The organism is Parvimonas sp. KA00067 (genome assembly GCF_001553085.1).
Taxonomy (GTDB): domain Bacteria; phylum Bacillota; class Clostridia; order Tissierellales; family Peptoniphilaceae; genus Parvimonas; species Parvimonas parva.
The window spans coordinates 60,546-74,063 of sequence record NZ_KQ960151.1 but is presented as its reverse complement, the minus strand read 5'-3'; the positions used below and the strand labels follow the sequence as shown (position 1 = coordinate 74,063).

Genomic DNA, 13,518 nt, shown 5'->3' with positions numbered 1-13,518 from the left:
ACTTTCTTGCTATAATAATTTTTATTTAATTAAATAAAAATTTTATACCATTATTATACCATATTTCCTGTTTAGATATTTTTTCAAAGGTGAATATGGTGAAATAAATATTATTTCGCACAGAAATAGCGAAATTATATTTATTATACTATAAATGCAAAATCATTTAAATTATTTATAATTGTACATTTGTAAATGATGTGATACCAAGAGTACAAAAAAAGAGAGATTTTTTATGAAAAATTGTCTCTCTTTTAATTTTTTATTAATTTTTCGAAATAATTGCTTTGCAAATTTAAATAAAGATAAATGATAATCAAAAGTTTATTCTATCTCTATTTTACTTCATCCATTCATCAAATTTATTCAAGGTTTTTTCTCTGCCCATATCTGTAACTTTTATAATGTCATTATCTATATAGGCAAGTTTTTTATTTATAATACTCTTTAAAACTTTTTCAAATTTATTTTTTGCATAACACAAATGCTCATTTATTTTTGAAATATTACATTCAACTTTTTCATTCTCTGTATTTTCGTGATTTATAATATGCAATAGCATTGTAACCTCTGCAAATTCAGTTCTTTTTCTACTTTCATTTACAATCTTTCTTATAATTCCGTTTCTCGGCTCAAATATGAATACCAAGAAAAAGATTATTCCATTTACAACGGCTATTGTTCCGGCGATTGAAAGGTCGTAAATATATGCACAGTAAAATCCCAACACACTACTTAAAACTCCGACAAATACACTTATAACTATCATCTTCTTTAAATCGTGAGTCAAAAGATATGCACAAGCAGACGGCACAACCATATATGAAATTACAAGAATTGAACCAACGGCGTTAAAAGCGCCAACTGTTGTAATTGAAACTAAACTCATTAAAGCGTAATAGATAACAGCAGGTGCAAAGCCTGAAATCAAACTCAAATTTTTATCGAATGTAGAAATTTTTAATTCTTTAAAGAAAACTCCAATAAAAATTAAATCTATTAAAAATATTACTGCCATAACAAAAATAACTTTTGAGCCCTCATATCCAAAAAATTCTATTCTTGGAATTACAGAAAAAGCAACTTCTCCGACCAAAACGGAGTCAATACACAAATGTACTCCTCTTAAAAATTTTGAAATTATTATTATCGCAATACTAAATAAAAAAGGAAATACAAGTCCGATTGATGCATCTTCGTGTAAAGCTGTCTTTTGGTTTATGAGTTCCGTTAAAAATACAGTAAGTATTCCAACAAGTCCTGCTCCAACAATCAATAAAGGACTTGTTAAATCTTTTGTAATGAAAAATGCAATTACAATTCCAAGCAAAATTGTATGTGTTATGGAATCTATCATCATTGACATTTTTCTAAGAATCAAAAATGGTCCAAGCAATGAGCAGGCAGCTGAAACTAAACTAACAGCTATTAAAATTTCTAATTGTCGCATTTAGTCCCTCCTTGCATTGTTCTCTTTTTAACAAACAAAATCCCTTTTTTTGGTGAAAATAATATACTTAAAAATACAATTATACTTGCAACTATCGTTATGACAGGTCCGGTTGACAAGCCTTTGTAGTACATACTTATAAATGAGCCGACTATTCCTGAAAACGCACCGAAAATTCCTGATAAAATCATCATAATATTAAATTTGTCAGTCCATTGTCTTGCTGCAACCGGTGGTGCAATAAGCATTGTACTCATAAGAATTACTCCAACTGATTGAATTCCCATTACAATGGAAATAACGAGTAAAACTATTAAAATTCCAGTCATTATATTTATCGAAAAGCCTTTTGTTTGTGCAAATTCAGGGTCGAATGAATATAACTTCAACTCTTTCCAGAATAATAAAATTACAAATAAAACTAAAATAATTATTCCGATTAAAAAATAAATATCCTTTTTTAAAAATGCAGCAGCTTGACCGAATATGAATTTATCGAGACCTGCTTGATTTGTATTTGCTTTTCTTTGAATAAGTGCAAGCAGTACAACACCAAGTCCAAAAAATGTTGACAAAACTATTGCCAATGCACTATCAAACTTTACTTTTGACTTCAAATCTATTCCAAAAATAAGAAGTGCTGATACAACTCCAGCAATAAATGCTCCTAAAAGTAAAAATTCTAAATTTTTAATTCCAAGCACCATAAAGGCAATACAAACTCCCGGAAGTGTTGAATGGCTAATTGCATCACAAATAAGCCCTTGTTTCTTTACCGTAACATAAACTCCCATAACTCCACTTAAAAGTCCCAAAAGTCCGGAGCCTATTGTAATCATCAAAAAAGTATAGTCCGTAAGTAAATCTAAAATTCCATTCATATCTACACCCTGTAAGCCTTATTTATATTTTCTTCTATAAAAACGTCCTTGACTGAGCCTGATGCAACAACTAATTTATTTAAAAGTACAACATCATCAAAATATTCTTCAACTGTTCGCAAATCGTGATGAACAACTACGATAGTCTTTCCTGAATCTCTAAGCTCTTTTAAAATTCTCATAATTTCTTTTTCAGTCTTGGCATCAACACCCTTTAAAGGCTCGTCAAGAAAATAAATTTCGCTGTCTTGAACCAATGCTCTTGACAAGAAAACTCTTTGTTGTTGTCCTCCTGAAAGGTCGCTTATTTGTCTGTCAACATATTCTTCCATACCAAGTTTTTTTAAAGCCTCTAAAGATAATTCTTTCTCTTTCTTTCCGGCTCTTTTTATCCAACCGAGTTTCCCATAAGTTCCCATCATAACAACGTCCAGTACATCAGTTGGAAAGTCCCAATCCACAGACTCACTCTGTGGTACATAGGAAATATTTTTTCTAAATTCCTTATAAGTTTTATCGAAAAATAAAATTTTTCCTGATGAAATAGGAATCAAATTTAACATCGCCTTTAACAAAGTCGATTTACCGGCACCATTCGGACCTAAAATCGCAGTAAGTTTGCCTTTTTTAATATCCAAATCAACGTCCCAAACAACCGGCTTTGAATAGTAGGCAATAGTTAAATCTTCAACCTTTACAGCTATATCGTTCATTTTTTCCTCCAAAATACAAAAATCTCCCACTACAATAAGTATATAGTTAGGAGATTCTTTTTAAAAGTTTATTTTAAAGCGTCAACTATTGTGTCAATATTGTATTTATACATTGAGATATAAGTATTTTCTTTTGTATTATCATCTCCCAATGAGTCAGAATATAATTCTCCACCTATTTTTACATTATGACCTTTAGCTTTACAAGATTCAACTAAAGATTCAATTGTTTTCTTAGGAACTGAAGATTCAACAAAAACAGCTTTTATTTTTGTTTTAACTAAAAAATCTGAAAGTTTCTTTATATCAGCTGCACTTGCTTCTGATTCTGTACTAATTCCTTGAATTGCTTCTACTCTAAAACCGAATTCCTTTGCAAAATAGTTAAAAGCGTCATGAGCAGTAACTAAAACTCTTTGATTTTCCGGTAACTCTTTAACTTTTTTATTTATATAAGCAGAAAGTTCATCAAGTTCTTTTTCATATTTTGCAAGATTTTTATCAATCTCAGCAGATTTTGAGCTATCAGTTTTCTTTAAACCTTCAGCAACATTCTTTGCGGCAACTTTCCAATTTTTAATACTGAACCACATATGAGGGTCGTTTGGACCTGCACCTTCTTCTTCCCAAGGAAGTAAATCTTCTTTTGGAATATTGTTAGCGGCAGTTACAACATTTTTATTTTGTTTTTCCAGACCTTGTAAAACTTCTCCCATTTGACCTTCCAAATGTAATCCGTTTACAACAACAACATCAGCCTTTTCAAGTTTTTCAACATCTCCAGCAGTCGGTTTGTATAAATGAGGGTCAACCCCCGCTTTCATCATTCCTTCAACTTCAAAATTATCTCCACCTATTTGCTTTACCAAGTCTGTAAGCATTGTACTTGTAGCAATAACTTTTTTCTTTTCAGCCTTTTGCTCAGTTTTCTTTTCTTCCTTTTTCATTTTATCGTCAGCTTTCTTTGTACAAGCTCCCAAAACTCCTACCGAAAGCACTAACGCAAGTAATAACATAAATTTCTTTTTCATACTTTTCCTCCTAAATTTTTCTTGAAGAATATTTATTTTTCTCTCCTTATATATATTACCATATTTTTTAAATAATATCAATTATTATTACTTATTTTTATAAAAATATTTTTCACTTGATAAAATATTAATTTTTCAACATTTTATAATTACAGATTATAATTTTTTACACAAATTTCCTTTTTAGTTTGAAAATTTATTTCAATTATAAAAATTTCCACAAAAAAAGTTGGTTGAAAGTGGCATTAATAAAATCTCAACAAATATAAAAATAAAAAATACAAATTTTCTAAAATTTTTCATAAATACCTCTTTACTCTATCTAAATTAGATTTTAACACATTACAATTTTTTACACAATAAACACCCTTACACGATGCTTTGCATCGAGTGGATAACTTAGAACCTTGTTATTTCATAACAAAAAAGCACTCTTTCGAGTGCCTTTTACTAATCCCAACTTGGTGGATTTGTTTTTGTTTCTGTATTTTTGAAATATTCGTATTCAGTAAAGCCCATCATTCTTGAAATTAAAACCAATGGGAATACTAACATTGTTCTGTTAAATTTAGTAACGGTATCGTTGTAAACCATTCTTGAATTTTTAACATCTTGTTCATAAGAGTCAATTTTATCCATTGTATTTAAATACAATGTATTAGCTTTTAATTCCGGATATGATTCAACAACTACTGCAAGTCTAGAAAGTGCTTGTGTAAACATATTGTTATCAGCCTCAATATCTTTTACTGTACTGTTACTGTTTACGCCACCTCTTTGTGCAATTACATTTTTCAATGTTTCTGATTCATGTTCAGAATACTTTTTAGTTGCATCAATCAAAGATTTTAAAGCGTCCCATCTTGATTCAACATTTGCTGCAATTTGTCCCATTGCATTTTTTACCATTTCTCTTAGTCTTATAAGTTTATTATATCCTGCTATAACCCAAAGTACTAAAAGAACTACTAGTGCGAGAATTACATATAATGCTGTCATAATTTTTCTCCTTTCAAAATATATATTCTATTATGTTAAAATAAATATGAATTTACGATTCTTGTGTAAAAGAATATTTATTTCATCATATTTACCACTTTAGATTTATCAAAATGGAAATATGTTAAATTAATATCCAATTATCTAGTTCCTCCTCCGGAACCCCCGCCGAAAGAGCCTCTACCTCCACCTCTGCTGGAGAAACCTCCTCCACCACTTGATGAACTTGCAACAGCAGTTGAATAAGCATCCAAGAAATTATTGGAGAATACATGGGAATAAAGCATAGCTGTATGCAATGAATTCACATCTACATCATACTTTTCTAAAAATTCCGGAGATAATTTCTTTAATTGTTTTTGAACTTCCTCTGCAACATCAAAAAGTGTCGCATAAATTAATAAATCTTTCCAAACTTTTATTTCTGAAACTTCTCTTTCGCTTAATAATGAAAAATCTTTTAAATAATTATAATATTTTATAAGATGTTCAGTAAATTTCTTACCTTTTTCATTATATTTATATGTCCACTTTCCTTTTTCATTCATCTCGAGCAAATCATATTTTCTAGCATAACTTAAAGAATCTTGTTTCATAGACTCCTGTAAAGATTTAAAAGCACTTTGATTGTTTTCCTTTTTTAAATAAGAAGTAAATTCATTTTCCTGTAGAATTTCATCATCTCTAGCTGCTTTTTCAACCATAGAAAATAATTTTCTCTCTACTGTTGTTTCAAAATCATACTCTATTTTATTATTGATTTTTAAAGATAAAACTTCTTTTTTAAAAATAAAGCCTTTTTCCTCAGTCATAGGTATCAATACTTTTCCTTGAATCCATTTTAGAAAATATGCTCTAATTATTGACTCCGCTCCATCAAATCCTGCACATTTTAAAATGTGAGATAATTGCCACCATTCTTTTTCAGGGATATCTCTATAATATTCTCCTTTAAAATCTCCCTTTTTATATCCACCTTTAATTCTTTCACTTTTAAAAGAACCTCTTAAAAGTGGTATAATTGCTAAAATATATAACAATCTATATAATTTTTTAAAACTGAAGGCACTTTGTTTTGTAGTTTTTTTATATTGTGAGCCATTAAAAGCCATATCTTTATAATATGAAAAGTCTTTATTTATTTTTTCTCCGGAAATTATTTCCCCTTTATTTAACTGAGTTAAAATAGTTACATAGTTTGAACTTCTAAGACCTTCTAAAGTTTTAAAAACTATTTTACCATCAATAAATTCAATTTTACCTTTATTACCAAAAGCCCAAATTTTAGAATTTGTATTGTCAAATTTTCCGTCTTCCTTTGAAATAATAACGCTAACTTTTTGTGGAGGAGCAGATAAGCTGTCATTTACAAATTTCCAGAAAATCATATCTGAATCATTTAACAATTTTACAAAATTTGTAACTTTATATCTTAAAACAAAAGTATTTCTTTTATATTCTCCAAAGCCGAAACAAAGTTCATAACCATTTGAAGTTTTAACAACTCCAGACTTTTTCGCCTTTTGTGCTCTACTTGCTTTTGTATTCCAACCAAACCCTAGTGATTCATACTGAATTTCTTTTCCATTTAAAATTTCTGAAACTTTAAAATCTTTAATTTCACTTTTTCCTAAATTTTCAATCGGAATATAGTATTCAGTTCCCTTAGTTGGCTTGAAATCCATAATACTTTCAATATCTGCACTACCGTCTTTATTAATTTTTACATTTATTTTATTTTCATAAAAATCATCTGCAAAAGCATTTGAAAGTGGTATCGCTAAGATACTAATCAGTATAAAAGAAAATACAAAAAACTTTTTTACGAAATTTCTAAAATTTTTCATAAAAACCTACCCTAATCTTCTTAAAACCTCTTCTTTACCTAAAATTTCCAAAATATTTGAAAGTTCAGGACCATGAACTTGACCTGTAAGCAATGCTCTAACAGGCATATATAAATCTTTCCCTTTAAATCCTGATGCTTTTTGAATTTTTTTCATAAAGCCTTTAGCAACTTCATCATCAATTTCTTCAATTTGAGATAATTCTTCTCTGATTTTTTCTTTCAAAATTTCTATATGAGCAACATTTCTCATTTCCACAGCATCTTGTTCAACTTCAACATCTTCAAATAAAAATCTTGATTGTTCAACTATTTGTGGAAGTCTTGAAATAGATTCTTGGAAAGTCTTTGTGATAAGAAGAAGTCTTTGTTCACAAACATCTTCCTTAACAAAACCTGCATCAACTAAATATGGTTTAACAAGTTTAGCAAGTTCTGAAATTTCCATTTTTCTAATGTATTGAGCGTTAACCCAATCAAGTTTGTCAACATCGAAAACTCCACCGGATTTTGAAACTCTTTCAAAAGAGAATTGTTCAACCATTTCTTCTAAAGATAAAATTTCTTCATTACTTTCAGGACTCCAACCAACAAGCGCAAGATAATTTATAAGTGCCTCAGGTAAATAACCCTTTAATCTGAAATCTTCAACAGATGCATCGTCATTTCTCTTAGATAATTTTTTACCACTCTTATTTAAAACTGTTGGTAAATGAACGAAAGTCGGTTTTTCAAAACCTAATGCCTCATATAGATAAATATGTTTAGGAGTTGATGAAATCCATTCATCTCCTCTAACAATATGAGTAATTCCCATTAAATGGTCATCAATAACAACTGCAAAATGATAAGTTGGAAAACCGTCAGCTTTGATTAAAACTTGGTCGTCCATATCATTTGTATTTATTGTGATTTTTCCTTTGATAACATCTTCAAAAACTATATCTCTATTTTCAGGTAACTTTAATCTAATTACATAACTTTCTCCATTTGCAATTCTCTTTTTAGCATCTTCAATGCTAATTCCCTTGCAAAGTCCGTCATATCTTGGAATCTTTCCGTCAGCTTTTTGTTGATTCTTTATATCGTCAAGTCTTTCCTTACTACAGAAACAATAATAAGCATATCCTTTTTCTATAAGTTCTTCTGCATATTTATTATAAATTCCTTTTTCAACTCTGTCAGATTGAATGTAAGGACCACATTCTCCAACTTCAGTAATCTTATCGTTTTCGTCTAAGCAAACTCCTTCGTCAGCCTCAACGCCTGACCACTTAAGCTCATGAATTAAATTTTCAATAGCTCCTTCAACATATCTTGTTCTGTCTGTATCTTCAATTCTAAGTAAAAATTTTCCACCTTTTTGTTTAGTATATAAATAATTATAAAGTGCAGTTCTAAGTCCTCCTATATGTAAATATCCTGTTGGACTTGGTGCAAAACGTAATCTAACCATTTTCTTTTCCTCCTAAAATAATGAATATAATCTCAAGATAATTATATATCAATTACCTTTTTTTGTAAAGAATTATATGAATTGAAAAGCTATAAAAAAAGCAACCACTTCAATTTGGTTGCTTTAATGTTTTTATATTTTTACATACATTTGATTTTTACTGTTTGGTTTATTAGGTATTGTACGAACTACCAATCCTAATTTTATTGCCGGATTTAAATAATTTTTTCTAAAAGTTTCTCTTGATTTAAGCCCTAACATTTCCATAATACTTGTAGTTGAATAAGGAATTCCAAACTCCATAACATCTAACATCTTTTTTAAATATTCTGATAAATTATAATCAACTCTTTGTACCTGATTAGATAATAGTTCTAATACAAAGTCTATTTGCTCTAAGATAAATTCAATAAAAATATTTGAATTTCCATTACTATGACTATCAGATATAGCTTTATAGTATCCAGATTGAAATTTTTCAATTTGACTTTCTATCGGCACAAACTCAAATAATTGATTCCACTTTGATAAAATCAAAGTGTGCCACAATCTTGCCATACGTCCATTTCCATCTGTAAATGGATGAATAAAAACAAATTCATAATGAAAAACAGCTCCCATTATTAGAGGATGAATTTTAAATTTATTTTCATCCATCCATAAAAATAAATCACTTATAAGATTTGGGACTTGTTTAAATGGTGGCGCCATAAAAATACAACTATCTCCATTAAAAACGCCAACTCCACTACTTCTAAATTCTCCAGCTTGTAGCTCTAAATTTCTAGTCATAACTCCATGAACTTTTTTTAAATCATCTATACTATATGGGCTAATTTCTGATATTAAATCGTAAGCATCATAAGCATTTTTCACTTCTTGAACTTCTCTTTCAGGTCCAAGAACAATTTTACCATCTAACACATCCTTAACTTCTCCAATAGACAAAGAATTTGCCTCTATTTTCAAAGAAGAATGTATTGACTTTATTCTATTATTACGTCTCAAATGTGGTTTTGATTCCAATCCATTATACACATTCAATTTCCCTAATTTTTCTGAAATAGATGCCACAAAACTTAACATATTTTCAGTTAAATAGTAAGGTGGTTTATATTCACTCATATTATCACTCCATCTTGCTTATTATCTTGCTTATTATCTTCCAATATTCTACTCAATATCTTTTAGTGATTCAATCATCGGAACTTTCTTTAAGATTATTTTTACTATAAAATATACAACAAATGTAAATAACAATGTTACGACACTTGCATAAATGTAGCTTACAAGTTTCACTTTGTTGAAAAATCTGATTGAGTCCATTGCAAGTTGCTCCATTATATTTATATGCAAGCTATGTCCAACAAATATTCCTATAAAAATTCCTATTACAGTTAGTATTAAAGTTTCTTTGTAAATGTATTTGTCGATTTCTATCGGATAGAATCCTAAAACTTTTAGTGTTGCAATTTCCCTTTTTCTTTCAGAAATATTTATATTGCTAAGGTTATATAACACAACTATTGACAAAAATCCTGAACAGATTACAATTACTAAGATGATTGAGTTTACGCTGTATGAGGCATCGTCAATTATTTTCTTTAATACATTTATATCAGTAGCTTTTATAACGACAGAATCCTTTTCAACTTCATTGATAACTTTTTCGATATTTTCTTTACTTCCATCATTCAATATCAACAATTTAGTATTTTTTATAGGTCTTTTGAAAAAAGTTTTTTCATAAGTACTTTCATTCATCACAAAGAAATTACCAACGTGATTTTCAAAAACTCCTGCAACTACTCCTTTATATTCCTTATTATTACTTATAAACGAGATTTCATCTCCAACGACAAGAGAAAATTTTTCGGACAATTTTTTATTTATATAAATTCCGTCATCTAACTTTTCAATTTTTTCATTTCCATTATACAGTCCGAAGAATTTTGAAAACTCTGTCAAATTATCTGTTGTAAAAACTCCTATCTTTTCATCAAATTTTTTATCGGATTTTATATTTACAACACCCATTGAGACATCTAAACTTTCTTTTATATCTTTGTTTGACTTTATATCCTCGTTAAATTTATCCAAATCTTTTGAAAGTGCCATTGGATTATAAACAACAGAACTATGATACTTCGTATATTTTTCATATTGCAAATCGGAAACTCCGTCCAAGCTATCTTTGATTCCAAAGCCTAGCACCAAAAGTCCCATACAACCCATTACTCCTATAATTGTCATTGACAATCTGAGTTTATATCTAAAAACATTTCTCAAAGTTGCCTTTTGCAAGAAAGAAAGTTCTTTCCATATATAAGGCACTCTTTCAAGAAAAACAGTATTCCCACTCTTTGGAGCCTTTGCTCTCATAAGAGATGAAATTTTTTCTTTCAAAGTTTTTATACAAGTTATATAAGAAACAAAAGCCGTACAAAATACTGCGATTAAAATTCCCAAAAATACAATATCTAAATAATAGCTGTCAAATACTTTTGGAAATATAAAGGCTTTTAGATATGCTCCGTAAACAAGCGGAGAAATTATTTTAAATCCTAAAACTGAACCTATTCCTCCACCGATTACACTTGCCAAAAATCCGTAGTAAAAATATTGTTTTGCAATATCCACATTACTATAACCCAAAGCCTTTAAAGTTCCTATCTGTACCCTATTTTCATCAACCATTCTGGTCATTGTAGTAAGTGAAACTAAAAGTGCAATAAAATAGAAAAATAGTGAAAAAACATTTGAAACGCCATAGATTCCATTACTTGCAAAATATACATTTGAAGTTCCTGAGCTACTAAAACCGTCCTCAATATTATAGGTAGGCTCTATGAGTTTGGATAAAATTTCATCTCCTTCAGAAATTTTTGAGTCTGCATCTGATATTTTATCTTTTGCATCTTCAATTTTTTCTTTGCCCTCTTTTAATTTTAAATTATTCTTTTGTATTTCTTCTTTTTTCTGAACTAATTGTAAATAGTATTCATCAAATTTTTTTAAACCCTCTTCAGATTTTTCTTGTAAATCTTTTTTTGCTTTTTCTAAATCAGAAATTCCAGAAGATATTTTTTTATAATTTTCTTCCAGCTCTTTTAGTCCTGAAGATAGATTTCCCAAATTTTTTTCAACTTCCTCTAAACCTTTTTGAAGTTTAGAAAAATTTTCATTAAGTAAAGATAAATTCTTTTCTATTGCCTCTTTTTTTGTTTTATATTCTTTTTCTCCAATGAATTTTGACTTGAAATTTTCTTCAAGTAATCGTAAATTCTCTTTTAGAGAAATTATCTTTGAAAGTATTTCATCTTTTTGCTTTTCCAATTCATTTTTACTTTTTATCAAAGAATTATTTTTTTCAAGTAATTCTGCCTTTTTTTCTTTAATAGTACTTTCTTTTTTATATAAGTCATTAATAGAATCCAATATTTTTTTCCTATTTTCATCTATTTGCAGAACAAATTGATTTTTTTGATAATTCAAATCTGCAAAAGCACGTCTTATATCATTTTGTCCATTTTGTAATTTTTCAAAATTTTGTTTTAATTTTTTTTCATTTTCTTCAACGTCAATCTTATTTTTTGAAACTTCTTCCTTGCTCTTATCCAAAGTTTCCCTCTTTTGAGAATAAATCAGCTCATAAACTTCAAGAGGTCTGTTTTTAAAACTTTCTTGTAATTCGAGCCTCTTAGTGTTCTTCATTTTATCAAATTTTTTTGTATTTTTGTTTAAATCATTCAAATCTGAAAAAATAATTTTGGCATGTGAAAAATGGCTAAAGTCAAAAGTTTCTTTAGAAATTATACCTAAATATCCATTTTCAGTAGTTCCTCTTAACAATGAAGTTAGAACTTCCGGACTTTTAACAAAGCCTACAACTTTAAATTTATTATGTTTTAATTTTTTTACTTCATCTTTAAAAATACCAAACTTTTCAACATTTTTAAAATTTATTTCATCTCCAATTTTGTAAGTGGATTGTAGCCTTTCGTCCAATAAAATATCCGTTTCATTCGAAATATCTTTTCCTGAAATTATTTTAACGGTACTGATTTTTTCAGATTTATTTTCAATGACGAAGTCAACTTTTCTATCCTCATCTTTAAGGTCGATACTGTATCCATATTCAAGAGTTTTTAAATTTTTCAAACCTGAAATTATATTTTCATCTTCTTTTAGCAAACCAAAACTTGAAGAAATTTTAAAATCATATAAATTTCCGTCATTTATACTCTTATCAACACTTCTTCTCATTATATATGGAGTTATCTTAAGCCCAACAAAAACCATAACTCCCAGTCCAATCATAAACATAATTGATAAAAACTTTGGAAACGACCTAAAAATTGTTCTGTAAAAATTTTTAAACAATGATTTTTTCATATTACCACTCGATTTCTTTTATATCCTTAGGATTTTTATTTAATATAACATTTTTAACTGTACTATCATTAACTTCGATAACTCTATCAGCCATCGGTGCTATCGCCTTGTTATGAGTAATTAAAATTACTGTTGTATTCGTACTTTTACATCTTTGGTGTAAAAGACCTAAAATTTTCTTCCCTGTATGATAGTCCAAGGCTCCGGTCGGCTCATCACACAAAAGTAATTTCGGATTTTTGCATAAAGCTCTAGCTATCGCAACCCTTTGTTGCTCTCCACCTGATAATTGACTTGGAAAGTTTTTAAGCCTATGAGATAATTCAACAGACTCTAAAACTCCCGTTGGACTCAAACTTTCCTTAACGATTTGTCCTGCAAGCTCAACATTTTCAAGAACTGTTAGATTCGGAATTAAATTGTAAAACTGAAAAACAAAACCCACATCAAATCTTCTATAATCATTTAATTGTCTTTTATTAAACTTGCAAATATCTTTACCGTCTATAAAAATTTCTCCACTTGTCGCATCGTCCATTCCACCTAAAATATTTAAAATCGTGGACTTACCTGCTCCCGAAGGGCCAACAATCACACAAAATTCACCATGTTCAATCTCAAAAGAAACATCACGATTTGCAACAATTTCCGAGCTTTTCCCCTCATTATATTTTTTATAAACATTTTTAAATTCAACAAAAGCCATAACAAGCCTCCTTATCAGATACTCCTTAAGTTTATTTTCAT

General features: G+C 28.9%; 10 protein-coding genes. All 10 read right to left on the bottom strand.

What is annotated here, in order from left to right; all coding sequences use genetic code 11:
- Positions 1–340: 340 nt before the first annotated feature.
- The gene (locus HMPREF3181_RS05595; RefSeq protein WP_068474276.1) at positions 341–1,450 is read right to left on the bottom strand and encodes a metal ABC transporter permease; all 1,110 of its coding nucleotides are present in this window, start codon (positions 1,448–1,450) and stop codon (positions 341–343) included.
- Positions 1,438–2,331 carry a metal ABC transporter permease gene (locus tag HMPREF3181_RS05590; RefSeq protein WP_068474274.1) on the bottom strand — a complete coding sequence of 298 codons (894 nt, stop codon included), beginning with the start codon at positions 2,329–2,331 and terminating at the stop codon, positions 1,438–1,440. The genes HMPREF3181_RS05595 and HMPREF3181_RS05590 overlap by 13 nt, the downstream gene beginning before the upstream one ends.
- A gap of 2 nt (positions 2,332–2,333) precedes the next feature.
- Entirely contained in the window at positions 2,334–3,044 is a 711-nt protein-coding gene (locus tag HMPREF3181_RS05585) for a metal ABC transporter ATP-binding protein (protein ID WP_068474272.1), read from the bottom strand.
- Between the two features lie 68 nt (positions 3,045–3,112).
- On the bottom strand, positions 3,113–4,075 hold the full coding sequence (locus HMPREF3181_RS05580; RefSeq protein WP_068474270.1) for a metal ABC transporter solute-binding protein, Zn/Mn family: 963 nt from the start codon (positions 4,073–4,075) through the stop codon (positions 3,113–3,115).
- 450 nt (positions 4,076–4,525) lie between these two features.
- Positions 4,526–5,074 (bottom strand): LemA family protein, encoded by a 549-nt coding sequence (locus HMPREF3181_RS05575; RefSeq protein WP_068474268.1) that lies wholly within the window; start codon positions 5,072–5,074, stop codon positions 4,526–4,528.
- A 140-nt stretch (positions 5,075–5,214) separates the two neighbouring features.
- Positions 5,215–6,921, bottom strand: a complete 1,707-nt coding sequence (locus tag HMPREF3181_RS05570; protein WP_068474266.1) for a DUF2207 family protein — start codon at positions 6,919–6,921, stop codon at positions 5,215–5,217.
- Between the two features lie 6 nt (positions 6,922–6,927).
- Complete coding sequence (gene gltX / locus HMPREF3181_RS05565; protein WP_068474257.1) at positions 6,928–8,376, bottom strand: glutamate--tRNA ligase; 1,449 nt, start codon at positions 8,374–8,376, stop codon at positions 6,928–6,930.
- A 132-nt stretch (positions 8,377–8,508) separates the two neighbouring features.
- Positions 8,509–9,501 (bottom strand): Fic family protein, encoded by a 993-nt coding sequence (locus tag HMPREF3181_RS05560; RefSeq protein ID WP_068474255.1) that lies wholly within the window; start codon positions 9,499–9,501, stop codon positions 8,509–8,511.
- A 48-nt stretch (positions 9,502–9,549) separates the two neighbouring features.
- Positions 9,550–12,771 carry an ABC transporter permease gene (locus HMPREF3181_RS05555; protein ID WP_068474253.1) on the bottom strand — a complete coding sequence of 1,074 codons (3,222 nt, stop codon included), beginning with the start codon at positions 12,769–12,771 and terminating at the stop codon, positions 9,550–9,552.
- 1 nt (position 12,772) lies between these two features.
- A complete protein-coding gene (locus HMPREF3181_RS05550) occupies positions 12,773–13,477 on the bottom strand; it encodes an ABC transporter ATP-binding protein (protein WP_068474250.1) in 705 nt (234 codons plus the stop codon).
- Between the last annotated feature and the right edge of the window lie 41 nt (positions 13,478–13,518).